Source organism: Achromobacter semiaridum, assembly GCF_053543755.1.
Genome location: NZ_JBLVOL010000033.1, coordinates 73793 through 96318 on the forward strand (window position 1 = coordinate 73793; position 22526 = coordinate 96318).

Below are 22526 nucleotides of genomic sequence, written 5' to 3' on the forward strand. Positions count from 1 at the left end.
CGGGGGCGCGCGTGTCCCGGGAAACATCAGGCGCCCCCGAGCGCCTGATCACTGGCGTCGCGCTTACTTCTTGAAGACGGGCTTGCCAAGTGCGAGGTTGCTGGGCGCAATGGTGACGAGCTTGCCGTCCTGCCACTGCATGACGTAGAACGTCGAGGCGTTGTTCTGGCCGTCTTCGCCAAAGTCGAACGCCCAGCCGTTGGCCGTTTGGCCGGCCGGCTTCTTGTAGGCCATGACGGCGGCGCGGATCTTGTCCTTGTCGGTGGACTTGGCGTTGCCGATGGCTTCGAAGAATGCCTTGGCGCCCACGTAGTTCGTCAGGCTGTGGCCCGACTGCGGGTCGCTTTTGTACGTGGCTTTGTAGGCTTCCAGGAACTTGTCCAGGCCCGGCGCGCCCGCCGGGTTGATGGACGACTGGGGAAAGTCCAGATCGAACACGCCGTTCATGTCGGCGCCCACGGCCTTGGCCGTATCGGCCAGCGAATAGCCGCCACCCGCGCCGATCACGACCTTGGGCTTGAAGCCCGCCGCGCGTGCCTGGCTGAAGTACAGGATGGCGTCGTTCTGGTAGGCCGTTTGCAGCACGACGTCGACCTTGGCGCCCTTCAGGCGCAGGATCAACGACGACAGGTCAACGGTCTTGGCCGAATACGGCAGCACTTCGGCCACGGTGTAGCCCAGTTCCTGCGCGCGCTTTTTCTCGGTGGCCGCCACGTCGGTGCCATAGGGCCCGTCTTCGTGGATGATGCCGATCTTGATGTCCTTGGGGTTCAGCCCCATGCCCGGGGCAATGGTGTCATGCAGCGCGTTGACGACCGACACGCCATACAGCGCCGTATTGGGGTTGCTGCGGAACAGGTATTTGTAGCCGCGCGTGGTGATCTTGTGGGCGGTGGCGCCCAGTTCAAAGTACGGCACGCCGGCCAGTTCCGTCACGGGCGAGGCCGCGTACGAGATGCCCGACGCGTAGCTGCCGAACACGCCCACCACGTTGGCTGAAATCAGGCGCTTGGTTTCCGACACGGCCTGCGTCGGGTCCACGGCGTCCGCCTTGATGATTTCGATCTTCTCTCCGTTGACGCCGCCGGCGGCGTTGATCTCGTTGACGGCCAGTTCCAGACCGCGATAGCTCTCTTGACCCAGAAGCGCAAGCGCACCGCTGAACGGGAAGAGGGCACCCACCTTCATGTCGGCCGCTGCGGTGCCGCTTGCCAGTGCGCCACACACGCCCAGCGCCAAAATAATTTTATTGAACTTGAACACTGTCTACGCTCCTTTGTCGGTATGGGATGCGGACTGTCTTGAGTGCTGTCCGTCTTTTTTAAATATATGATATATGCGCCGGTCAGGTACAAAAACCCCGACTTGGATTCTAGTGGGGGCCGCAGCAAGCCGAATCGGGGAATTCCCTAAAGCCGCATGAATAAAGCCTTAGCGGCCGATGGGGCGGGAAATTAACCGCAATATTCCGCATGGCGAAAGGCGCCCGGCTGAGGCCGCTGCATGCGGCCAAACGGGCATAAAAGCCCGCGCTTTGTCATATATCGTATATGATCGGATGCAAGCTTTTCCATAAAAACCAGGAGACAACAGCATGTTCGAGGAAGTCGATTTCGCCGGCAAAAAGGTGCTGATCACCGCCGGCGCGGATGGTCTGGGTTTGGAGATGGCCAAGGTTTTCCATCATGCGGGCGCCACGGTTTTCGTCTGCGACGTGAACGAAACCCGGGTGGCCGCCATTCCGTCCGAGCTGCCGGGCGTGCAGGCCATGGTGGCCGACGTGTCCGACGAAGATAGCGTGGGCGCGCTCTTTGCCGCCGTCAAGCAGAAATTGGGCGGGCTGGACATCCTGATCAACAACGCCGGCGTCGCCGGCCCCACGGGCTATGTCGAGACCCTGTCCAAGGCCGATTGGGACCGCACGCTGGCCGTGAACATCACCGGCCAGTTTCTGTGCGCGCGTCAGGCCATCCCCCATTTGAAGGAGTCCAAGGCGGGCGTGATGATCAACCTTTCGTCCGCTGCCGGCCATCTGGGCTTTGCCGGGCGCTCGGTGTATTCGGCATCCAAGTGGGCGGTGATCGGGTTCACCAAGTCGCTGGCCATCGAGCTGGGCCCGCACGGCATCCGCGTCAACGCCATCCTGCCGGGCGCCGTGGAAGGCCCGCGCATCCGCGCCGTGATCGCCGCCAAGGCCGACACGCTGGGGCGGCCGGTTGAGGAAATTGCCGCGCAGTACGAAAACCAGGCGGTGCTGGGCCGCATGGTCACCGCGCGCGATATCGCCAACATGGTGCTGTTCAACGCCAGCGAGGCCGCCCGCAGCGTGACCGGGCAGGCCATCGTGGTGGACGGCTTCACGCAGAAGCTCTACTGATGGACGCAAATTCCGCGGCACCCGTTGCCGCCATCATCGGCACCGGCCTGATCGGCCAGGGCTGGGCCATCGTGTTTGCGCGCATGGGGTGGCGGGTACGCCTTCATGACGTAAATGCCGCCATGTTGGCCGAGGCCCGCACGCTGATCCTGCAACAGCTGCACGAGTTGCAAGCGCAAGGGCTGTTGACTGACGCCGACACCATCATCGACCGTGTGCACGTTGCCGACAGCCTGGCCGATGCGGTCAAGGGCGCCTGCTACATCCAGGAAAACTCGCCCGAGAAGGTCGACATCAAACGCGCCTTGTTCACCGAGCTGGACGCGGTTGCCGAGCCCGACGCGGTGATCGGCAGTTCCACGTCCAGCATTCCGGCCAGCCAATTCACCGAGCATTTGCCCGGGCGGCACCGCTGCCTGGTGGCGCACCCGGTCAACCCGCCGTATCTGATCCCGGTGGTGGAGCTTTGCCCCGCACCGTGGACGAGTCCCGAGGCGCTGGAGGCGGCAAGCCGCATCATGGCCGCCATCGGCCAAAAGCCCGTGCGGCTGCGCCGGGAGATCGAAGGCTTCATCTTGAACCGCCTGCAAGGCGCCTTGTTGCATGAAGCCTTTCGCCTGGCGAAAGAGGGCATCGCCAGCGTCGAGGACATCGATACCACCGTCAAGGACGGCCTGGGCTTGCGCTGGTCGTTCATGGGGCCTTTTGAAACCATCGACTTGAACGCGCCGGGCGGCATTGCGGATTACTGCGCGCGCTATGGCGGGCTGTACCAGTCCATCGGCGCGGACCAAACCGAATGCGTGGCCTGGGACGCGCCACTGGTGGATGCGCTGGCCGACGAGCGCCGCCAGCTACTGCCACAACAGGACCTTGCCAAGCGCCGCTTCTGGCGCGACGAAAAACTGATGCGCTTGATGCGCCACAAACAACAGGACGGAGACAACAATGGCTAAGCCCAAACAGAAAGTCGTCATCACCTGCGCCGTGACGGGCGCCATCCACACGCCCAGCATGTCGCCGCACCTGCCGGTCACGGCGGATGAGATCGCCGAAGCCGCCATCGGTGCGGCCAAGGCCGGCGCAGCGGTGCTGCACCTGCATGCGCGGGACCCGCAAACGGGCAAGCCGTCGCAAGACCCGGCGCTGTTCAAGCCGTTTTTGGAACGCATCAAGAACGAGACCGACGCCATCATCAACATCACGACCGGTGGCAGCCCGCACATGACGGTCGAAGAACGCATGCGCCCGGCCACGACGTTCAAGCCGGAGCTGGCGTCGCTGAACATGGGGTCGATGAACTTTGGCCTGTTCCCGATGTTGGACCGCTTCAAGGACCTGAAGCACGATTGGGAACGCGAGCATCTTGAGAACAGCCGGTCGCTGATTTTCCGCAACACGTACCAGGATATTGAATCGATCCTGACGCTGGGCAACGCCAATGGCACGCGCTTTGAATTCGAGTGCTACGACATCAGCCACCTTTACAACCTGGCGCACTTCGTTGACCGCGGGCTGGTGAAGTCGCCGCCCTTCATCCAGTCGGTATTCGGCATCCTGGGCGGCATTGGCCCGCACCCGGAAGACTTGATGCACATGAAGCGCACCGCCGACCGCTTGTTCGGCAACGATTATGAATGGTCCATCCTGGGGGCCGGGCGCAATCAGATGCCGTTGGCCACCATCGGCGCGGCAATGGGGTCGAACGTTCGGGTGGGGCTTGAGGATTCGTTGTGGATCGGGCCGGGCCAGCTGGCCGAGTCGAACCGGTCGCAGGTCGAGCGCATTCGCACCATTGTCGAAGCGCTGAACCTGGAAGTGGCTACGCCCGACGAAGCGCGCGCCAAGCTGGGGCTGAAGGGGCGGGAAAACGTGGCGTTCTGATCGGCAAGCGCGGCGGGCCAGGGCTGCCGCGCTGCGTGGGGCGTGCCTAGGCGTGGCGGCGCAGCGCGTCCGCCAGCGTGGCGACGTTCAGCGGATGATCGAAGTTGGCGGCGTGGCGGGCCTTCAGGGTCAGTTCGGCCGCCAGCGTCAAGTCTGCATCGCTGGGCATGTCGGCCGCGCCCAGCTCGCGCAGCGTGGTGGGCAGGCCGACCTGCGCGTACCACTGCGTCAGGTCCGCCAGCATGCCGTCGTTGCGTTGCTCAAGATCCAGCTGCACCAGCAGGCCGACCGCCACTTGCAGGCCATGCAGCGCGGTGGCCACGCCGCCGATCTTGGGCAGGCCGCGCGTCAAGGCATGGGCAATCGACAAGCCGCCGCTTTCAAAACCGAGACCGCTCATGAGGATCATCGCTTCCACCACGCGCTCGAATGCAGGCGTGGGCTGGCCTGTGCCGGCCGCCGCCACGGCGTCCACGCCATCGGCCAGCAGCGTGCGCAGGCAGCCGTCGGCAATCAACTGCGCCGTCAGCAGGGGCGCGCCGTCGTACATGTTCTTGCCGCCGTTGCGCTGGCATTGTTCGGCTTCGAATTTCTTGGACACGGCATCGCCCAGACCGGCGCGGAAAAAATGCACGGGCGCGGTGGCGATGATGGCGGTGTCGACCAGCACGATCGTTGGGTTGAACAGCATGTGCTCGACCGCCAGGAGGTTGTGATGCGCGTCGTACAGCACGTAGTTCTTGCTGGTGGGCGCGTCGTTGGACGCCACCGTTGGCACCGTGATCAGATGGCAATGCGACGACTTGGCCACCGCCTTGCCGGCGTCCAGCGACTTGCCCCCGCCCACGGCGATCACCATGTCAATGCCGGCCGGCGCGGCTTGCGCGCGCAAGGCGTCGATCAGTTCGGGCGTCAGGTCGCCCTCGACAATCAGCGGTGTCACCGCAACGTCGTGCTGCGCGCACAGGCTTTCGATTCTTGGGCCCAGTACGCCATGGACGTAATTGTCGATGACCAGTGCCGCGCGGCGTCCGAACAGGGTGGCCGTCTGGCCCAGGGTGTCCAATGCGCCCGCGCCTTGAATGTAGCGGCTGGGCGCGCCAAAAATCTTCAGCATGAAGTCTTCCTATTTGCGTGGCACGGGAGGCCGGTAGTCGAGCTCTTTCTCGCGTTCGACCAACCAATCGATCATGATCTTGCCGCCCCAGACCAGGTCGGCCTGGATGGCGCTGCGCGCGGCTTCGGAGTCGCGGGCTTCAAGCGCTTCCAGCACGGCTTCGTGGCGGTGTTCGTTTTCGGAATAGTCCAGCCCCGCGGTCTTGACGTGAAACACCTTGAGGATCGGGCCCGTAATGACCCAGAACGATTCGACGGTGCTGCGCAAGATGGGCTTGTTGCTGGCTTCCAGGATGGCGAAGTGGAACTTGCGATTCAGGTAGCTGGCGCGCTTCGGATCGGTGGACGTGCAGGAGATGAAATCCTTCTGCAACGCGATCAGGTTGTCCAGCTGCTTGCGCGTGATGTTCTGCGCGGCTTCGGCTGCGCCCATGCCTTCCAGGTGAAAACGGATCTGCTGGATTTCCCGCAATTTTTCCGAATTCACATAAGGCACGTAGACGGCCGTGGCCGCCTGCATTTCCAAGCCCTGTTCGCTGATGAGCCGGAAGATGGCTTCGCGTACGGGCGTGATGGACACGCCCATCTCTTGAGCCAGTTCGCCGATGATCAGGCGTTCGCCGGGTTCGTACTGCCCATTGATGAGGGCATTGCGGATTTCGTTGTAGACCCTGACGGACAGGTTCTCTTTCTTTACCGGTTTAAGGCTGGGCATGACGTTTCGGGCTTGCTGTATTAGGGGGAACGGGTGAATCCGGGATGAATTCTAGCCCGCCATAGCCAATCCGAGCACAATGGGTATATTATATATCATATATTCTAACGAAGAAAGGACGCGCCATGCGCCACCACGAGGAGACCCCCACCGAGGGGGAAGTTGCGATGCTGCGGGAAAAGGCCCGCTACATCCGGCTGGAGACAATCAGGTTGATCGAAATTGCCAAGGTCGGGCATTACAGCTCGGTCTTTTCGTGCGCCGAGATCTTTGCGTCGCTGTACTACGACGTGATGCGGCTGCGTCCGGGCGAGCCGCATTGGCCCGATCGCGACCGCTTCCTGATGGGCAAGGGCCACGCCGCCGTCGGGCTGTTTCCGGTACTGGCCGATCACGGCTTCATCGACCGCGCGTTGCTGGACGGCTACACCCGCCTGGGCAGCCCGCTGGGCGACCACCCCGACATGAGCAAAGTGCCGGGCGTTGATTTCAGTTCCGGTTCGATCGGGCACGCGCTGTCCAACGGCGTCGGCATGGCGATGGGCGGGCGCATGAGCCAGCGCGACTTCAACGTCTTCGTGATGCTGGGCGATGGCGAAATGCAGGAAGGCCAGGTATGGGAAGCCGCGCTGTTCGCCGCCCACCACCGGCTATCTCGCCTGGTCGCCATCATCGACCGCAACGGCTACCAGTTGGACGGCAAGGTGGACGACGTGATGGGCGTGGAATCGCTGCGCGAAAAGTGGCTGGCGTTTGGCTGGGACGTGCACGAGGTGGACGGCCATAACCTGCACGACCTGACCGCGTTGCTGCGTCGACTGCGCGCGGACGACACGCGCGAGAAGCCCGCCTGCGTGATCGCCAAGACGATCAAGGGCAAAGGCGTGTCGTACATGGAAACCGAGCCGGGCTGGCATCTGGGCTACCTGGCGCCGCAAGACGCGCAAAGCGCGGTCGACGAAATTCTTTCCCGCGAGATCTGAATGGCACAGGCACAAGTCCTTTCCCCCGACTCCTGGCAGTACCGCGCGCTGAACGCGGTGAACCCCGGGCTGTCGTACCTATCCGATGCGCTGATCGAATTGGCCCAGGCCGGGCACCCGGTGGTTGCCGGGTCGGCCGACCTGCAATATTCCAACGGCTTGAATCGCTTCGCCACCGCGTACCCCGACCGCTACATCCAGTTCGGCATTTCAGAGCAGAACATGGTGTCGGCCGCCGCCGGCCTGGCCACCACCGGCATGATGCCGTTCGTGGCCACCTTCGCGTCCTTCCTGGGTTTGCTGTGCTGCGAACAAATCCGGATGGACGTTGCGTACACCAGGCTGCCTGTGCGTTTGATCGGACATCACACCGGCATCAGCCTGGGGTTTTACGGCACGTCGCACCACGCCACCGAAGACATCTCCACGATGCGCGCCCTGGCAGGCCTGACGGTGGTGTCTCCCGCCGACGGCCCGCAATTGGCCGCCGCCATCAAGGCATCGGTGAACTGGCCCGAGCCGATCTACTTTCGCATCGGACGCGGGCGCGATCCGCAGGTTTATGAAGACGGCACGCCGTTCGAATTCGGCCGCGCCATCGTGCATTCCACCGGCTCCGACCTGAACATCATTGCCTGCGGCATCACGCTGCATGCCGCGCTGGCAGCTGCCGAGCAATTGCGTGCAGACGGCCTGTCCGTTGGCGTGATCGACATGCCGACCATCAAACCGTTGGATCGCGACGCCGTGCTGGCCGCCGCCGGCCAGGCTCGCCGCATGATGACGGTGGAAGAGCACAATGTGCTGGGTGGGCTGGGGTCCGCGGTCGCGGAAGTGCTGGCCGATGCCGGCACCGGCACGCGCCTGCGCCGCCACGGCATCTACGACGAATACAGCCTGATCGCGCCGCCCACGACGCTCTACGCGCATTACCAGCTGGACGCGGCCGGTATCGGCGCGGTCGCCCGCGAAGTCATTGCATCCTGAATCTACAGCTTTTGAATCTGGAGACCCCATGAAGGAAATCACCGGCAACACCCGCCTGTTCGGCATCCTGGCCGACCCCATCCATCACGTGAAGACGCCGCAGCGCATGAACGAACTGTTTGCGCAACTGGGCTACGACGGCGTATGCGTGCCATTTCACACGCGTCCTGACAACCTGCCGGCCGTGGTCGAAGGGCTGCGCCGGCTGGAGAATCTGGGCGGCGTCATTGTCACGATGCCGCACAAGACCGCCATCCTGGATCTGGTGGATGACGTGACGCCGGTGGCGCGCAAGATCGGCGCCGCCAACGTGGTGCGCCGCGATGCCGACGGCAAGCTCACCGCGCACATGCTGGATGGCGAAGGCTTTGTGCGCGGCCTGCAAACCGCGGGTGTTGACCTGCGCGGAAAAAGCGCCTACCTGGCGGGCGCGGGCGGCGCGGCCAATGCCATCGGTTTTGCCTTGGTGCAGGCCGGCGTGTCGCGTCTGACCGTCGCCAACCGCACCCCGGCCAAGGCCGAAGACCTGAAGGCGCGCATCTTGTCGCTGCATCCCGACGCGAACATCGCAGTGGGTACGCCCGACCCTTCGGGCCACGACCTGGTGGTCAACGGCACGTCGCTGGGCATGAAGGAAGGCGACGCGCTGCCGCTCGACACCAGCCGCCTGACGCCCGAGCAGCTTGTGTGCGAAGTCATCATGCAGCCCAAGGACACCGCGCTGTTGCTGGCCGCGCAGGCCAAGGGCTGCACGGTGCATTACGGCGCGCCGATGCTGGTCTGCCAGATTGCATTGATGGCCGAGATGCTGGGCGTGACGGCAGCCAAATAAGCCTGCCAGGGAAGCCTGCCAAATAAGACAGGCGGCGGACATCAGGACAAGGTGTAGAACGATGGGCGATTTCGATTTCATTATTGCGGGCGGCGGCACGGCGGGCTGCATCCTGGCCAACCGGCTCAGCGCCGACGGCAAGCATCGCGTCTTGATGCTGGAGGCGGGCCAGGAAGCCCGCAGCATGTGGATTTCAATTCCGGCGGGCTTTTCCAAACTACTGGTGAACCCCGACTACAACTGGCGCTTTGCCACCGAACCGGAAGACAACGTCTATGGCCGCACCATCGCCGTGCCGCGCGGCAAGGGCGTTGGCGGTTCCACCTTGATCAACGGCATGATCTACGTGCGCGGCCAGCCGCGGGATTACGACGGCTGGGAAGCAGCGGGCGCAACCGGGTGGAATTACGCCCAGGCCGAGCGGCTGTTTCGCAAGATTGAGCATTACGAGCGCGGTGGTGAGACACGCGGCAAGAACGGTCCCATGCACCTGGAAGAAGTGGCCGAACGTTTCCCCGTCTCCGACGCATTCCTGCGCGCCGCGCAAGAAGACGGCCAGCCCTTGAATCCCGACTACAACAGCGGAAAGCAGGAAGGCGTGGGCCACTACCAGGTGCTTCAGCACAGGGGCCGGCGCTGGAGCGTAGTGGACGGCTATCTGAAGCCCGCCGCCGCGCGCAAGAACCTGCGCGTGGAATGCGGCGCGCACGTGACGCGCCTGGTGTTCGAGGGCAAGCGCTGCGTGGGCGTCACGTACCGCAAGAACGGGCAGGAACACACCGTGCGTGGCGCCCGCGAAACCATTCTGTGCATGGGCGCGGTGCAGTCGCCGCAGTTGTTGGAACTGTCCGGCATCGGCAACCCCGCCTTGCTGCAATCGTTCAACATTGCGCTGGTGCACGCGCAGCCGCGGGTAGGTGAAAACTACATCGACCACTTCGCTACGCGCATGAATTGGCGGGTGAAGGGCACGGTGACGTTGAACGAGATGTCGCGCGGCTGGCGCCTGGCGCAGCAGGTGGCGCGCTACTACACGCGCCACACCGGCATCCTGACCCTGGGCACGGGGCTGGTGCACGGCTTTGTGAAAAGCGCGCCCGATCTGCCCACGGCCGACGTGCAGTTTTTCTTTGTGCATGCCAGCTATGCCAATGCCGCCGAGCGCATCCTGGACCGGCATCCGGGCATGACGATCGGTGTGGCGCAGCTGCGCCCGGAATCGGTGGGCACGATCCACATCAAGTCGGCTGACCCGACCGCGGGCCCGTCCATACGCCCCAATTTCCTGTCGGCGCAAATTGATCGCGACAGTTTGGTGGGTGGCATGAAGGTGGCGCGGCGCATCGTCGGGCAAGCAGCGATGCAGCCGTATATCCAAGCCGAGCTCAGCCCGGGCGATGCGGTTCAAAGCGATGAGCAATGGCTGGACTTTGCGCGCCGCAATGGGCAGACGATCTATCATCCCATCGGCACCTGCCGCATGGGGTCGGACGCCGCCGCCGTCACCGACGCGCGGCTGCGCGTCAACGGTGTGTCGGGCTTGCGCGTGGTTGACGCATCGGTGATGCCGAAGATGGTGTCAGGCAACACGCAGGCCGCCGTGATGATGGTGGCCGAGCGCGGTGCGGAATTGATTCTGGAAGACGCCGCCACGGCGTGACCGCGCACACCAGCACAACAGGACAAGGCGCGCCGGGCCGGGGAGGCCGTGCGCGCCTTGTGCTTGCTGTGCGATCCGTGCTTTAGCCGATCAACGGATCAGGAAGCCCGCGCCGACCGGATCGTTGCGGTCAATGACCCAACGCGCGGTGCCCAGGATGCTGGCCGTGCCTTTCACCGTGGGACGCACGGCGCGCGTGCCGTTCAGATCCACTTCGCCCAACAGGCAGCCTTCAAATGTGCCGCTTCCCAGCAGGCCTTCGGACTTGATCGGCTGGTTCATGCCCATCTTTCCGCGCGCTTCGAACATGGCCATCATGGCGCTGGTGCCGGTGCCGCCGGGCGACCGGTCCAGCTGGCCGGCGCTGAACACGTGCACGTTCTTGTAGAACGCGCCTTCGATCGTGGGCGGGTGCCAGAAGGTGATGAAGTTCAGGTTGTTGATGTGCGCTTCGGTTGGGTGCTGGATGCGGTGGCGCGCGTTCAACTGATCACGCACGATCAGGCCCATGCGCGACAGCTCGGTGCCGTTGTCCGGCGAGATGCGCAGGTCGCAGCCCGACAGGTCGACGATTCCAAAGTAATTGCCGCCCCACACGATGTCGGCCGACAGCTTGCCGTAGCCGGGCAGTTCCACCTGGATGTCCTGCGCGGCCACGTACGCGGGCACGTTTTCGAAACGCGTCCACAGCACGTTGTCGCCTTCGGACGCGACTTCTGACACGACCAGGCCCGCCGTGGTTTCGAAGCGGATCTTGGTGATGCCGTCCTTGCCCCGCGCCACCAGGCCGTTGGCCACCATCGCCATGCTGACGGCAATGGTGCCGTGGCCGCACATGTGCGAATACTCGGTGCCGTCGATATAGATCAGGCCGGCGTCGAATTCCGGGCTGGATGGCGGCGTGAGGAACACGCCGAACATGTCCTTGTGGCCGCGCGGCTCGCGCATCAGCGCCTGGCGCAACCAATCGTAGTTCTGCTCCAGAAAGGCCCGCTTTTCCAGGATGGTGGATCCGGCGGGGTAGGGGATGCCGCTATGCACGATGCACAGGGGCTCGCCTTCGGTATGGGTATAGATGACATCGAACGCGTCTTGCTTGCGCATGACTGTGGCTCCAGACTAAGTAGGATGAAGGGGGAAAAGCGGATGGGGGAAACTATTTGCCGCGTTCGGACAGCATGTCCAACCCGACGGTCAAATCCAGGATGACGATAGCGATCACCGCAACCACAATCGTGGCGCCCGATACGGCTGCGATGGTCGGATCGATCGTGTACTGCACATAGTTGAAAAGCTTGACGGGTATGGTGTTCAGGTCCGCCGTGGTGTTGAAGATGGATAGCTCCACGTTGATCCACGACGAGATGAACGCGAAGATGGAACCGGTGACGATGCCGGGCCGGATCTGCGGCAGCACCACCAGGAAGAACGTGGTCCACGGGTTGGCGCCCAGGTCGGCCGACGCCTCTTCCAGCGCGCGTTGTTCGGGCGTAAGCAGCGTCAGCGTCGAGCGCAATACGAACGGCGCAATGATGACGATGTGCCCGATCAGCAGCGACAGGAAGCTGCGCGTCAGCCCGAAGTACGCGCCGTACTGCAACAGCGCCGCGCCAAGCACGATGTGCGGCAACACCAGCGGCGACATCAGCACCGATGTCATCGCGGCCTTGCCGGGGAAGTCATAGCGCGCCAGGGCCAGCGCGGCCGGCACCGTCAGCAACACCGCCGCCACGGTGGCCGCCAGCGCCAGCACCGTGCTGGTCGTGAAAGCCGCTACGTAGCCCGCTTCGACCAGCAGCGTGCGATACCAGTCCAGCGTCCAGCCGTGCGGCGGAAACGCCAGGTAGGGCGTGGTGGTGAACGAAGACCCCAGGATGACGATCAGCGGCAGCGCCAGGTAGGCAAGCACGGCCAGCGCGATCAGGCGGATCAGGTGGCGGGCGATCATCGCGCGGCTCCCGGCAAGGTGGCGGCGCGGTTGGCCAGCGCCACCAGGATCAAGGTGAAAACCAGCAGCACCATGCTGAGCGCGCCGCCGTAATGAAAGTCGAAGACCGAGCTGTATTGCTGGAAGATCAACATGGACAGGACCGATATCCGTCCACCCGACAGCAGGGCCGGCGTCACATACGCGCTGACCGCCAGCGTGAAGACGATGATGGCGCCGGACACCACGCCGGGCAGCGTCAATGGCCACGTGATGTGCAGAAAGGTGGCGGCGGGGCTTGCGCCCAGGTCGGCCGAGGCGTGTTCGCAAGCGGGGTCGACACGCGCCAGCGCATTGCCAACCGCCAGCACCACGAAGGGCAGCAGCACGTAGACCATGCCGATCAGGATGCCGGTTTCGGTGCCGATGAAGCGCACCGGCCGGTCCGCCGCGCCCACGCCCACCAGCGCCTGGTTCACCAGGCCGTTGCGGCCCAGCAGCACCATCCAGCCGAAGGCGCGCACGATGTTGCTGGTGAACAGCGGCACCACCAGCAAGATCACGCAAAAGCGCCGCCATGCCTGCCAGCGCACGACGCGCACCAGGTACCAGGCCAGCGGATAGCCCAGCATCACGCAAACGATAGTGGTGAAAAATGCCAGCCGGAAGGTCGTCAGGATGACGTCCCAATGGTATTGATCGGCCAGCACGCGCAGGTACTGCTGCGCGGTCAAGGCCATGCCGCCCGTGCTGTCGGGGCCGGCGGCAGCACTGGTGATGCTGGCCACCGCAACCACGGCCAGCGGCGCCAGGAAGAACGCCGCGAAGAACAACGCGGGCGCTGCCAGCAGCAAGCCGGGCGATAGCCAGGTGCGGCGCGTCATGGCTGTTCACCAATCAAGTGCAGCTGTTCGGGCGCGAACGACAGACTGACGGTCACGCCCGGACGCAATCCCGACGGCGCGATGCCGCCGTGGCGCGCCACGATCGTCTGCCCGCCGACATTCACATGGATCATGCTGTGGCTGCCCACATTGATCACGTCGGCCACCGGGCCCGTCAGCGTGCAAGCGTCCTGCCCGTCGCCCAGGCGCAGATCTTCGGGACGCAGCACCGCCACGCCACGGGCGGACGCGGCATGGGCTGCCAGCGGCACCAACACGCCTTGCGCATCCAGACGCAGCGCGTCGTCGCCCGCCGCCGTATACGCCATGAAGTTGGCGTCGCCGATGAACTCCGCCACGAAGCGCGTGGCGGGTTGCCGATAGATATCCGTGCCCGCGCCCACTTGCTCGATGCGCCCGGCATGCATGACGACGACGCGGTCCGCCATTGTCATGGCTTCTTCCTGGTCATGCGTGACGAAGATGAAGGCGATGCCCAGCTTGGCTTGCAGATGCTTGAGTTCCAGCTGCATGCGCTTGCGCAGCTTCAAGTCCAGCGCCGATAACGGTTCGTCCAGAAGCAGCAGCTTGGGCTGGTTCACAATGGCGCGGGCCAGCGCCACGCGCTGTTGTTGGCCGCCCGACATTTCTCGTGGGTAGCGCGCGCCAAAATCGGCCAGCCCCACCATGTCCAGCGCGGCGCGTGCGCGATCCGCCGCGTCCTTCTTGGACGCGCCTTGGCGCCGGGGCCCGTACGCCACGTTTTCCAACACGGTCATGTGCGGAAACAGCGCGTAGTTCTGGAACACCGTGTTCAACGGGCGATGGTGTGCGGGCAGCCGGCTGATGTCCTGGCCGTCGATCAGGATGCGGCCCGATTCCGGCGTCAGGAAACCGGCAATCGAACGCAGCAGGGTGGTCTTGCCGCAACCGCTGGGACCCAGCAGGGCCACGAATTCCCCCTGCTGGATGTCCAGGTCGATACGATCCAGCGCCTGGTAGGCGCCAAAGCGCATCGACACGCCTTCGATGGAAAGCAAAGCAGACATGGTCGACCCCGGCCTAGCGCTTGCGGGCCACTTGGCGGTTCCACGCGTCGGTGACTTCCGCGCGGCGGCTGTTGATCAGGTTCCAGTCGAACAGGCTCAGGTTCTTGACGGAACCTTCGGCGCCCCACGGCAGCTTGCGGGCCACATCCGGCGGCACCTGCACGCCCTTGACGGCCGGGCCCAGGTACAGGCGCGTTGCCAGGCAGGCGGCGGCGTCGGGCGTCAGCGCGGTGTCGATGAACTTCTTGGCGGCCGCCGCGTTGGGCGCGCCCTTGACCAGATGCAGGCGGGCGTCGGTGGCCCACGCGCCTTCCTTGGGCACGGCAAAGCCAATCGGCAACCCCTTGTCGATCAAGTCCCAGGCGCCCACGTTGAAGTGCGCGCCGATAATGGCCTCGCCACTTTGGTAGGCGTTGCTGGCGGCGCCCGAGCTGTCAAAGAACAGCGCGGTGTCCAGCGAGGCCAGCTTGGCATAGAGCGGCGCCAGGTCGGACGGGTCAATCGCCCAGACGCGCGCCAGGAAGAACACGAACGGCACACCGGAAGAATTTGCCGGTGACGGCACGGCCACGGCGCCGGCGTACTCCGGCTTCCACAAGTCTTTCCAGCTGGTCGGGGCCTCGCGCACTTCCTTGGTGTTGTAGGTGATGCCCAGCGAGTAATAGCCGGTGCTGACCGCGTAGGCCGCGTCGCCATTGCGATAGACGCCCTGGTCGATCACGTTTTTCAGGTTGGGAATGGTGGCGGGGTCCAGCGTGTCCAGCACCCCGGCCTGCGCGGCCAGCTCGCTGATGCCGCCGTCCATCCACGCCACGTCGATCGTCGGCGCGTTCTTTTGCTGTTGCAGCTTGGCCAAGGTGGTCGTCGACGTGCCTACTTCAGGCACCACCGTGACGCCCGTGGCCTTGGTGTAGGGCTCGGCGACGCAAGCGCGAAACGCGTCGCCCCAGTTGCCGCCGTACCAGGCGACGGTGATCTTCTGCTGCTGCGCGCCGGCGGGGCCGGCCAACAACAGGCCGGCGCCCATCAGGGCGGCGGCCAAGGCGCTGCGGGTAAGTGTTGCCATCGTGGATTCCCCTTGTCGATTTGTTGGCATGTTCCGGAAGTCTGAGCCAAGTGACGCGCATCCCGACATTGCCATGGATGCATCTTGGGCGATGCGCGGGAAAACGAGCTTGAAGGCGCGGGACAAAAACTTGAATAATTGCGTCATGACCGCCACCGAAAACCCCGCCGCCGCCTCGCCCTCCTATGACGACGCCCACGACGCGCTGCCTCGGGAAAAACCCGCATTGAACGTCGGCATCGTGTTGATGGACCAGTTCACGCTGGCCGCTTTCGCGGGTTTGGTGGATGTTTTGCGCCTGGCAGGCGACCACGGCGGCCGCAGTCGGCAAATCCATACCTCTTGGCGTGTCATGAGCTGGGATGGCAAACCGCGGCGCGCCAGCGCCGGCCTGACGATCGACGTGGCCGATGGCTTGCCCGCCGACCCGACGGAATTCGACTACGTCGCCGTGTGCGGCGGCAACGACTACATCAATGGCCGCATGCCGGAACCGCTACGAGACTGGCTGCGGCTGGCGGCGGCAAGGCGCGTGCGTCTTCTGGGCATCTGCACGGGAACGTTTGCCCTTGCGCAGGCCGACGTAGTCGGGCCGCGCACGGTCTGCGTGCATTGGAATGTGCTGGATGCGTTTCGTGAACGCTTTCCGCAAACGCGCGCGGTGGTTGACCGGCTGTTCGTGGACGAAGGCGACCTGATTTCCTGCGCCGGTTCCACGGCCGCCATCGACCTGGCGCTGTATCTGGTGGCGCGGCATTGCGGGCGGGACAAGGCCCAGCAGGCAGTGCGGCACATGATGCTGCAAGGCGTGCGCCCCGGCCGGGTGCCACAGGCGCATTTCCGCACCGACTTGTCCGGCATCCAGGACCTGCGGGTGCGCCAGGCCGCGCACTTTATCGAGCAGCGCATCGACAACCCCCCGCCGCTGGACGCCATTGCCCGCTACGTCGGGGTGGGGCGGCGGCAGCTGGAGCGCGCGTTCCGGCTGGCGACGGGCAAATCGCCCATGGCGTTCCAGCGCCAGCTGCGGCTGGAATACGGAAGCTGGTTGTTGCTGAATAATCCTTGCAGCATTACGCAGATTGCGTTGGACTGCGGATTTGCAGACGGCGCGCACTTTTCGCGTGATTTTCGCGCGCACTTTGGCGTATCCCCGCGCCAGTATCAACAGGCCCAAAGCCTGCAACCCCAGGGGCAGGAAGACAGCGTCGACGCCTTGCCTGCTTGAGCCTGCCCCTGTCGCAAGGAGACGGCATGACCTACGACCTTTGGTATTGGGAAACCATCCCCGGACGCGGTGAATTCGTACGCCTGGCGCTTGAAGCGGGCGCCATCCCGTATCGCGAGCGGGCGCGCGAGCCGGGCGCCTCGGATGACGCGTTGATTCAGGACATGCGCACGCCGCGTCCGCATCCTCCATTTGCGCCGCCCTATCTGGTGGCGGGCGAGATGACGCTGGGTCAAACCGCAAATATCCTGCTGTTCCTGGGCGAAAAGCACGGTTTGGCGCCCGCATCGCTGGAAGGGCGGTTATGGGTCAATCAATTGCAGCTGACTATCGCCGATATGGTGACCGAGGCGCACGACACCCACCATCCCATTTCGGCTAACGATTACTACGAAGACCAAAAAGAAGAGGCCACGCGGCGCGCCCGGACCTTTCGGGAAGAGCGCATTCCAAAGTTCCTGTCCTATTTTGAGCGCGTGCTGGCCGGGCCGTCGGCATGGTTGGCGGGCGAAGACCGCTGGACCTACGTGGACCTGTCCTTGTTTCACTTGGTGGACGGCTTGCTCTACGCGTTTCCGAAGCGCATGGGCACGGTGGCTTCACATTATCCGAACGTGATGGCGCTGCATGCGCGCGTTGCGGCGCTACCCGCGTTGCAGTCCTACTTTTCCAGCGGCAGGCGGTTGCCATTTGGCGAATGCATATTCCGACAATATCGCGAGCTGGATGCGGCCTGATTCGTCCGCGCGGCGGGCCAGCTGAAGATTCGAGCGACATTAACGGCTTGCCGGTCGTCAATATTAAGTGACAGGCCGGATAGGTTTTTAAAGGGGCCGGGTTGGCCTGAATTGCAGAGGCAGTATTAATAAAAGGGCCGGTTCCATGCGTGGGGTCGGCCCTTTTTAGTTAATAGTCAGAAACCGGTATGTGCCCGCGTGGTAACCCGGGTTGCACCGGGTTTATACCGACATCGATTCCTGCAGGATTATCGACTGGCGCGATTTTTTTCGCTGCACCATCCAAAAGGTGGAGAAACGTCCATTTATAGGATTAATATTTTCGACTGGATACATTCTGAACGGTTTATCTTGTGAGTCGGCTTCGTCGCCGTTGGGGTGACGGCCATACGCGGTAATGCATGCGGCGCGGCGTGCATTGCCCAGGCAGGGTTGGGACGCGCCAATCGGTTCTGATTGGAAATTACCTTTTGGTCATCGGCACTACGTCGTCCCACCTTGGCAGGAGAAACTCTATGCAATGGATCACATTTAGCCGGCTGTTCCGTGGAAATCGCGGCATGCACAAAGCCGACCTGTACGGTCAGATATCCGCCATTCACAAAGCGCAAGCGGTGATCGAATTCGACCTACAGGGCCACGTGCTCATGGCCAACCAGAACTTTCTGGACACGATGGGTTATACGCTGGATGAAGTCGTAGGCCATCACCACGGTATGTTCGTGGACCCGGAAGAGCGGGAATCGGCGGAATACGCTGCCTTCTGGCACAAGCTGGGCCAAGGCGCCTATGACGCCGGGCGCTATCGCCGGGTGCGCCACGATGGCGCGGACGTGTGGCTGCAAGCCTCGTACAACCCGATCTTCGATAAGCGCGGACGGCCGCTCAAGGTTGTGAAATACGCCACCGACATTACCGACCAGCAGCAACGCCAGGCGGATACCGAAGGGCAGTTGGCCGCGATTTCGAAAGTGCAGGCGATTATTGAATTTGAACTTGACGGCACGATCATCCGGGCCAATGACCTGTTTCTGAAAACCGTGGGCTATCAGGCTGCGGAAGTCGAAGGCCAGCATCACAGTATGTTCGTGCGCCCGGACGAAGCGCGCGGGGCCGCCTACAAAGACTTCTGGCGCAAGCTGCGCAGCGGCCAATATGACACCGGCCAGTATCTGCGCATCGGCAAGGGCGGCCGCCAGGTCTGGATCGAGGCCAGCTATAACCCCATCTTCGACGCCGAGGGCCGCCCGTTCAAGGTGGTGAAGTTTGCCACCGACATCACCAAGCGCTTTACGGCTGCGCAGACCTTGCGCGTGGCGGTCCAGGGGCTGACCGAAAACGCCGAGCGCGCCAGTCAGGCCAACGCGCTGGCGCTGGACGCCAGCCAGGTGGCCGAGCAGGGCGGCAAAACCGTGCAGGGCGTGGTGCGCACCATGGGCGCCATCACGGAAAGCTCGCGCCGCATATCGGAAATTATCGGCGTCATGGACGGCATTGCTTTTCAAACCAACATCCTGGCCCTGAACGCGGCGGTAGAGGCCGCGCGGGCAGGCGCGCACGGCAAGGGCTTTGCCGTGGTCGCGGCAGAGGTCCGCAGCCTGGCCCAGAGCAGCGCGGCGGCGGCCAAGGAAATCAAGGGCTTGATCACCACGTCGGTTGAACAGATCGAAAGCGGCGCGGGGCAGGTGCAGTCGGCCGGCGTCACCATGGAGGACATCGTGGCGTCGTCGCGCCGCGTGACGGAGATCATGGCGGAAGTGGTGAATGTGTCACTGGCGCAGTCGGCCAAGCTGGGGGGTGTGACGCAGGACATCACACAGATGACGGCCGATGCCGAGCAGACCTTGCGCGCCACCCAGGCCACCGCCGACGCACAGGCGGCGCGGGCAAACCGTCAGCCCGCCAGCGTGGTCAAACCGGTGACCGCCGCGTTGCGCGCCCGGCCCGCGGCCAATACGGCGTTGCCGCCGGCGCCCGTGTTGGAGTACGTGCGGTACTGAGGCCGGCGCCGATTGCGCTATAAAGACGGTATTGTTTGAATCCCAGGCCTGGGCCGGAGCATTCCCGCCCAGGTCGCTTTTTTTGCGGCCACCGTCCATGACTGAATCCGAAGCCCTGGCTCTTGCCTCGCACCGCCACTACAAGGGCGGCCTTTACCGTTATGTGGGTACGGCCCGTCATTCCGAAACCGAAGAGTCGATGGTGGTGTACGAACACCTGTGGCCGCACGAGCGCGGCCTGTGGGTGCGGCCCGCTTCGCTGTTTTTTGGCCAACTGGCCGACGGATCGCCGCGTTTTGCGCCCTTGGCTACCGCGACCGAGACGCCGTGACGTTCTTTTATCGCCGCGCGCGCGCGGGCGTGTCGCCTGCGCTGACCACAACGACCGATGCATTGGGCGCATCGTCCGCCAAGCCCACCAGCAGAACGCCGGCAAGAACGCCCGCCAAGGCGCAGGCGTCGGCTGCCTTGGCCTCTGCGCTTCAAGCGCTGCGGGGGCCGTTCATCGTGGCCGACCTGGAAACTACCGGGCTTTCAACCGCCACCTGCGAGATCCTGGAATTTGCCGCCGTGCGCGTCGAAACCTGCGGCACGCTGGCGCGCGAATACACGCAGGTGGTTCGAACGGCGTCTCCCGTGCCGTCCTTCATCACCCGCTTGACCGGCATCACGCAAGCTGAAGTCGACCGCCACGGCGTGCCGGTGATGCAGGCGTTTTCGTCTTTTCTTGAATTCGTGGAAGACCTGCCTGTGTTCTTTCACAACGCATCTTTCGATCGGCGCTTTCTGGGCGCCGCGGCGGATCGCACCGGACTGCCGTTTGCCAATGCCACGCATTGCACGCTGGCGTTGGCGCGTCGCGCCTGGCCCGAATTGCCGTCCCATAAACTGGAAATTCTGGCGCGACATGTGGGCGCATCCAATCCCACTCACCGGGCGCTGGCCGATGTGCGCACCACGGTAGCGGTGGCTCTGGCCGCCAATGCTCGGCTGGCCACTGCGTAGGAACGAAGATGTCGGACCTGGAAGATATCAAGCAGGCGCTGCGGGCCTTCACGGCCGAGCGGGCCTGGCAACCTTTCCATTCGCCCAAGAATCTGGCGATGGCGCTATCGGGCGAGGCGGGCGAGCTGGTGTCGCTGTTTCAGTGGCTGACCGAGGCCCAGTCGCGCGAGATGACGCCGGCGCAATTGGCGGATGCCGCCGACGAGATCGCCGATGTGCAGATGTACCTGGTGGCGCTGGCGGATCAGTTGGGCATCGACATCGCCGACGCCGTGGCGCGCAAGATGGTGAAAAATGCCGAGAAATATCCGGCGGACCGTTTTGCGGGCAGCGCCCGCAAATACGACGATCCGCCAGGCCAGGCGTAGTGCCAGACCCCGAACATCAGGCCCCGGGCGGTCAGATCACTTGCTGTTCGTGATGCACCACGGGCGGCTCGACGAAGAAGCCGGCTACCAGCTTGCGCCATTCCTGGAAGTCGGGCGATTCGCGAAAATCGACCATGTGGTTTTCAACCGTTTCCCAGGCCACCACCAGCGTGTAGCGCTGCGGCTGTTCGATACTGCGGTGCAGTTCCATGCCGTGGCATCCGCGCGCGCGCAGAAACAGCGGCTTGGCCTGCGCGACGCCGGCTTCAAACAGCGCTTCCTGGCCCTCGCGAACGTGGATGCTGGCAATTTCCTGGATCATGACGAGTCTCCAAATAAATGGGGCTGGGCAAATGGGGCCGGGTAAGCGCCGGCCGGCCGGAGTAGTATGGCTGAAAATTTCTTGCTTAGCCTGTTCATGAATTCCCGAGCCGCCGTCCTGACTCGTCTCATTGCCCCGCGCCTGTTCTGGTATGCGGGCATCGGCGCCATCGCGCTGATGGCCTTGTCACTGCATACCCAGTTCAGCGTAGCCGTGCTGCTGTCGGCCATCGCTGTCTACATTCCCCTGTCGATGCTGTTCTTGCCGCTGATGGCGTGGCTTTGCGTCCGGCGCGGCAAGTCCGCCAACGGCGACGGCTTGCCGCCGGCCTGGCCCGCCTGGCTGGCCGGGTTGTCGGGTATCGCACTGCTGGTGAGCTATCACGTTGTGCCCGACCTGGACCTTGCCGAATGCGGCTTCCTGTTGCTGCTGGTGGCCGGCGACCTGTGGCTGGCGCGCCGCGAGTCGGCACAATTGCTGCGCTTTGTCAGCTTGTCGCAAGACTGACAGTAAGCCTAAAGGCCATCAGCGCGTTCATCCCCGGCGTGCGCGCTAGGCCCCTTGTCCGAGACGACCGCGCGCCAGACCATCCTTAGAGTTGAAGGCCGGCCCGCCAGCGCGGCAAGCGCCTGCGCCTTTCATCGGCCATACGCACGGCGTAATGCCGGTTGGCACGCCATTCGTGCGGCCCGCCACCTGCCTTTGACTGCCCCCACAAGGAACCGGTCGCCCGTTTAGCCGATATCGACGAGCCTAGGTCGGAGCAATCATTCCGTACCAATACGAAAGTCCCACGCCCAACATTTCAGTCAGGCGCCCGGCATGACGTAGCGGTCCGCGCCGGTAGGCCACCGGCACCTGAGCATCCGTATGAAACGGATCAGGAGGAGCTCAAATGAAAAAGCTCGCAGTCGTCGCAGCCCTGTCATTGTTTGCCGCATCGGCGTATGCCAGCGGTCCAAACATGCCTTCCGTGTCGATCACCGGCCATGCCGGCACGATCAATGGCACGGCCTCATCCATCTCGACCGGCAGTTCCGTCGTGGCCACCCAGGTCAACGGCTACGGCTCGTCCAGCCAGACCTCGTTCGGCGAAACGGGCGGCGTGGCGCAAGTTGGCGGAACGTTCAATCGGGACGGCACCACGGTGGTGACCAGCACGCGGCAATATGCCACCAGCGAATCCTACGGCCATGTGTCGGGCAACGCGCCGATCATGGTTGGCGATAGCATCGCCAACGGCGGCGCCTCGTTCGGCAACACGGAAACCAAGGCAACCGCCTCCGGCACCTTCGCGTCCGCCAATATCGGCGCATTCGGGGCGATTGGTGGCGTGGGGTCGATGGGTCACGTTGGCGGGTTCAATCGCTGACCGATTTTCCGGGC

General features: G+C 63.9%; 24 protein-coding genes. 15 read left to right on the forward strand and 9 right to left on the reverse strand.

Annotation, left to right across the window (positions count from 1 at the left end; all coding sequences use genetic code 11):
• Positions 1–63: 63 nt before the first annotated feature.
• Positions 64–1263: an ABC transporter substrate-binding protein gene (locus ACNPP0_RS10740; protein WP_332613296.1), complete on the reverse strand. Its 1200-nt coding sequence runs from the start codon at positions 1261–1263 to the stop codon at positions 64–66.
• 331 nt (positions 1264–1594) lie between these two features.
• Here ACNPP0_RS10740 and ACNPP0_RS10745 point away from each other — a divergent pair, with 331 nt between their 5' ends.
• Genes ACNPP0_RS10745 through kce form a run of 3 tightly spaced genes read left to right on the forward strand, consistent with a single transcriptional unit; the run spans position 1595 to position 4261 of the window.
• On the forward strand, positions 1595–2377 hold the full coding sequence (locus ACNPP0_RS10745) for an SDR family oxidoreductase (RefSeq protein ID WP_332613297.1): 783 nt from the start codon (positions 1595–1597) through the stop codon (positions 2375–2377).
• Positions 2377–3333, forward strand: coding sequence for a 3-hydroxyacyl-CoA dehydrogenase (locus ACNPP0_RS10750; protein WP_448705850.1), 957 nt, complete (start codon positions 2377–2379; stop codon positions 3331–3333). The genes ACNPP0_RS10745 and ACNPP0_RS10750 overlap by 1 nt, the downstream gene beginning before the upstream one ends.
• Positions 3326–4261 (forward strand): 3,5-dioxohexanoate:acetyl-CoA acetone transferase, encoded by a 936-nt coding sequence (kce, locus tag ACNPP0_RS10755; RefSeq protein ID WP_332613299.1) that lies wholly within the window; start codon positions 3326–3328, stop codon positions 4259–4261. Before ACNPP0_RS10750 ends, kce begins: the two co-directional genes overlap by 8 nt.
• A 46-nt stretch (positions 4262–4307) precedes the next feature.
• Here the strand turns inward: kce and ACNPP0_RS10760 are convergent, their stop codons facing one another.
• The gene (locus tag ACNPP0_RS10760) at positions 4308–5378 is read right to left on the reverse strand and encodes a glycerol dehydrogenase (protein ID WP_448705851.1); all 1071 of its coding nucleotides are present in this window, start codon (positions 5376–5378) and stop codon (positions 4308–4310) included.
• A 9-nt stretch (positions 5379–5387) separates the two neighbouring features.
• A complete protein-coding gene (locus ACNPP0_RS10765) occupies positions 5388–6092 on the reverse strand; it encodes a GntR family transcriptional regulator (RefSeq protein WP_046806190.1) in 705 nt (234 codons plus the stop codon).
• Between the two features lie 125 nt (positions 6093–6217).
• Between ACNPP0_RS10765 and ACNPP0_RS10770 the strand changes: the two genes are divergently transcribed.
• The 4 genes from ACNPP0_RS10770 to ACNPP0_RS10785 all read left to right on the forward strand — a co-directional run bounded on the left by ACNPP0_RS10770 (position 6218) and on the right by ACNPP0_RS10785 (position 10554).
• Positions 6218–7075 carry a transketolase gene (locus ACNPP0_RS10770; protein WP_332613301.1) on the forward strand — a complete coding sequence of 286 codons (858 nt, stop codon included), beginning with the start codon at positions 6218–6220 and terminating at the stop codon, positions 7073–7075.
• Positions 7076–8062: a transketolase family protein gene (locus tag ACNPP0_RS10775; RefSeq protein ID WP_448705852.1), complete on the forward strand. Its 987-nt coding sequence runs from the start codon at positions 7076–7078 to the stop codon at positions 8060–8062. It begins immediately after the preceding gene.
• 28 nt (positions 8063–8090) lie between these two features.
• Positions 8091–8894 carry a shikimate dehydrogenase family protein gene (locus ACNPP0_RS10780; RefSeq protein WP_448705853.1) on the forward strand — a complete coding sequence of 268 codons (804 nt, stop codon included), beginning with the start codon at positions 8091–8093 and terminating at the stop codon, positions 8892–8894.
• A gap of 61 nt (positions 8895–8955) precedes the next feature.
• Positions 8956–10554 (forward strand): GMC family oxidoreductase, encoded by a 1599-nt coding sequence (locus ACNPP0_RS10785; protein ID WP_448705854.1) that lies wholly within the window; start codon positions 8956–8958, stop codon positions 10552–10554.
• A 90-nt stretch (positions 10555–10644) separates the two neighbouring features.
• Here ACNPP0_RS10785 and ACNPP0_RS10790 read toward each other — a convergent pair whose 3' ends face one another.
• From ACNPP0_RS10790 to ACNPP0_RS10810, 5 genes are read right to left on the reverse strand one after another with little or no spacing between them, the layout of a single operon-like run.
• Entirely contained in the window at positions 10645–11658 is a 1014-nt protein-coding gene (locus ACNPP0_RS10790; protein ID WP_332613305.1) for a proline racemase family protein, read from the reverse strand.
• A gap of 52 nt (positions 11659–11710) precedes the next feature.
• Positions 11711–12502: an ABC transporter permease gene (locus ACNPP0_RS10795; RefSeq protein ID WP_448705855.1), complete on the reverse strand. Its 792-nt coding sequence runs from the start codon at positions 12500–12502 to the stop codon at positions 11711–11713.
• Positions 12499–13365: an ABC transporter permease gene (locus ACNPP0_RS10800; protein WP_448705856.1), complete on the reverse strand. Its 867-nt coding sequence runs from the start codon at positions 13363–13365 to the stop codon at positions 12499–12501. The genes ACNPP0_RS10795 and ACNPP0_RS10800 overlap by 4 nt, the downstream gene beginning before the upstream one ends.
• A complete protein-coding gene (locus tag ACNPP0_RS10805) occupies positions 13362–14414 on the reverse strand; it encodes an ABC transporter ATP-binding protein (protein WP_448705857.1) in 1053 nt (350 codons plus the stop codon). The genes ACNPP0_RS10800 and ACNPP0_RS10805 overlap by 4 nt, the downstream gene beginning before the upstream one ends.
• A gap of 13 nt (positions 14415–14427) precedes the next feature.
• Positions 14428–15480: an ABC transporter substrate-binding protein gene (locus ACNPP0_RS10810; RefSeq protein ID WP_448705858.1), complete on the reverse strand. Its 1053-nt coding sequence runs from the start codon at positions 15478–15480 to the stop codon at positions 14428–14430.
• Positions 15481–15625: 145 nt separating this feature from the next.
• Between ACNPP0_RS10810 and ACNPP0_RS10815 the strand changes: the two genes are divergently transcribed.
• From ACNPP0_RS10815 to ACNPP0_RS10840, 6 genes are all read left to right on the forward strand, one after another.
• The gene (locus ACNPP0_RS10815; RefSeq protein WP_448705859.1) at positions 15626–16708 is read left to right on the forward strand and encodes a GlxA family transcriptional regulator; all 1083 of its coding nucleotides are present in this window, start codon (positions 15626–15628) and stop codon (positions 16706–16708) included.
• 26 nt (positions 16709–16734) lie between these two features.
• On the forward strand, positions 16735–17445 hold the full coding sequence (locus ACNPP0_RS10820) for a glutathione S-transferase (RefSeq protein WP_332613311.1): 711 nt from the start codon (positions 16735–16737) through the stop codon (positions 17443–17445).
• A gap of 515 nt (positions 17446–17960) precedes the next feature.
• The gene (locus ACNPP0_RS10825) at positions 17961–19445 is read left to right on the forward strand and encodes a methyl-accepting chemotaxis protein (protein WP_448705860.1); all 1485 of its coding nucleotides are present in this window, start codon (positions 17961–17963) and stop codon (positions 19443–19445) included.
• Positions 19446–19542: 97 nt separating this feature from the next.
• Complete coding sequence (locus ACNPP0_RS10830) at positions 19543–19776, forward strand: DUF1653 domain-containing protein (protein ID WP_332613313.1); 234 nt, start codon at positions 19543–19545, stop codon at positions 19774–19776.
• A gap of 137 nt (positions 19777–19913) precedes the next feature.
• Entirely contained in the window at positions 19914–20450 is a 537-nt protein-coding gene (locus ACNPP0_RS10835; protein WP_448705863.1) for a 3'-5' exonuclease, read from the forward strand.
• 8 nt (positions 20451–20458) lie between these two features.
• Positions 20459–20818: a nucleotide pyrophosphohydrolase gene (locus ACNPP0_RS10840; RefSeq protein WP_332613314.1), complete on the forward strand. Its 360-nt coding sequence runs from the start codon at positions 20459–20461 to the stop codon at positions 20816–20818.
• Between the two features lie 31 nt (positions 20819–20849).
• Here the strand turns inward: ACNPP0_RS10840 and ACNPP0_RS10845 are convergent, their stop codons facing one another.
• Positions 20850–21140, reverse strand: a complete 291-nt coding sequence (locus ACNPP0_RS10845) for an antibiotic biosynthesis monooxygenase family protein (protein WP_046806177.1) — start codon at positions 21138–21140, stop codon at positions 20850–20852.
• 66 nt (positions 21141–21206) lie between these two features.
• Between ACNPP0_RS10845 and ACNPP0_RS10850 the strand changes: the two genes are divergently transcribed.
• Together ACNPP0_RS10850 and ACNPP0_RS10855 are read left to right on the forward strand one after the other, a co-directional pair.
• Positions 21207–21647 (forward strand): hypothetical protein, encoded by a 441-nt coding sequence (locus ACNPP0_RS10850; protein ID WP_448705861.1) that lies wholly within the window; start codon positions 21207–21209, stop codon positions 21645–21647.
• A 388-nt stretch (positions 21648–22035) separates the two neighbouring features.
• The gene (locus tag ACNPP0_RS10855; RefSeq protein WP_332613316.1) at positions 22036–22512 is read left to right on the forward strand and encodes a hypothetical protein; all 477 of its coding nucleotides are present in this window, start codon (positions 22036–22038) and stop codon (positions 22510–22512) included.
• Positions 22513–22526: the final 14 nt, after the last annotated feature.

Excerpts from the sequence above, each read along its gene's own strand:
- ACNPP0_RS10825 (WP_448705860.1), top strand. The coding sequence starts at position 17,961 with ATGCAATGGATCACATTTAGCCGGCTGTTCCGTGGAAATCGCGGCATG.
- ACNPP0_RS10810 (WP_448705858.1), bottom strand. The coding sequence starts at position 15,480 with ATGGCAACACTTACCCGCAGCGCCTTGGCCGCCGCCCTGATGGGCGCC.
- ACNPP0_RS10770 (WP_332613301.1), top strand. The coding sequence starts at position 6,218 with ATGCGCCACCACGAGGAGACCCCCACCGAGGGGGAAGTTGCGATGCTG.
- ACNPP0_RS10760 (WP_448705851.1), bottom strand. The coding sequence starts at position 5,378 with ATGCTGAAGATTTTTGGCGCGCCCAGCCGCTACATTCAAGGCGCGGGC.
- ACNPP0_RS10780 (WP_448705853.1), top strand. The coding sequence starts at position 8,091 with ATGAAGGAAATCACCGGCAACACCCGCCTGTTCGGCATCCTGGCCGAC.
- ACNPP0_RS10845 (WP_046806177.1), bottom strand. The coding sequence starts at position 21,140 with ATGATCCAGGAAATTGCCAGCATCCACGTTCGCGAGGGCCAGGAAGCG.
- ACNPP0_RS10820 (WP_332613311.1), top strand. The coding sequence starts at position 16,735 with ATGACCTACGACCTTTGGTATTGGGAAACCATCCCCGGACGCGGTGAA.
- ACNPP0_RS10855 (WP_332613316.1), top strand. The coding sequence starts at position 22,036 with ATGAAAAAGCTCGCAGTCGTCGCAGCCCTGTCATTGTTTGCCGCATCG.
- ACNPP0_RS10795 (WP_448705855.1), bottom strand. The coding sequence starts at position 12,502 with ATGATCGCCCGCCACCTGATCCGCCTGATCGCGCTGGCCGTGCTTGCC.
- ACNPP0_RS10805 (WP_448705857.1), bottom strand. The coding sequence starts at position 14,414 with ATGTCTGCTTTGCTTTCCATCGAAGGCGTGTCGATGCGCTTTGGCGCC.
- ACNPP0_RS10775 (WP_448705852.1), top strand. The coding sequence starts at position 7,076 with ATGGCACAGGCACAAGTCCTTTCCCCCGACTCCTGGCAGTACCGCGCG.
- ACNPP0_RS10790 (WP_332613305.1), bottom strand. The coding sequence starts at position 11,658 with ATGCGCAAGCAAGACGCGTTCGATGTCATCTATACCCATACCGAAGGC.
- ACNPP0_RS10840 (WP_332613314.1), top strand. The coding sequence starts at position 20,459 with ATGTCGGACCTGGAAGATATCAAGCAGGCGCTGCGGGCCTTCACGGCC.
- ACNPP0_RS10765 (WP_046806190.1), bottom strand. The coding sequence starts at position 6,092 with ATGCCCAGCCTTAAACCGGTAAAGAAAGAGAACCTGTCCGTCAGGGTC.
- ACNPP0_RS10800 (WP_448705856.1), bottom strand. The coding sequence starts at position 13,365 with ATGACGCGCCGCACCTGGCTATCGCCCGGCTTGCTGCTGGCAGCGCCC.
- ACNPP0_RS10815 (WP_448705859.1), top strand. The coding sequence starts at position 15,626 with ATGACCGCCACCGAAAACCCCGCCGCCGCCTCGCCCTCCTATGACGAC.
- ACNPP0_RS10785 (WP_448705854.1), top strand. The coding sequence starts at position 8,956 with ATGGGCGATTTCGATTTCATTATTGCGGGCGGCGGCACGGCGGGCTGC.
- ACNPP0_RS10850 (WP_448705861.1), top strand. The coding sequence starts at position 21,207 with ATGGCTGAAAATTTCTTGCTTAGCCTGTTCATGAATTCCCGAGCCGCC.
- ACNPP0_RS10830 (WP_332613313.1), top strand. The coding sequence starts at position 19,543 with ATGACTGAATCCGAAGCCCTGGCTCTTGCCTCGCACCGCCACTACAAG.
- ACNPP0_RS10745 (WP_332613297.1), top strand. The coding sequence starts at position 1,595 with ATGTTCGAGGAAGTCGATTTCGCCGGCAAAAAGGTGCTGATCACCGCC.
- ACNPP0_RS10750 (WP_448705850.1), top strand. The coding sequence starts at position 2,377 with ATGGACGCAAATTCCGCGGCACCCGTTGCCGCCATCATCGGCACCGGC.
- kce (WP_332613299.1), top strand. The coding sequence starts at position 3,326 with ATGGCTAAGCCCAAACAGAAAGTCGTCATCACCTGCGCCGTGACGGGC.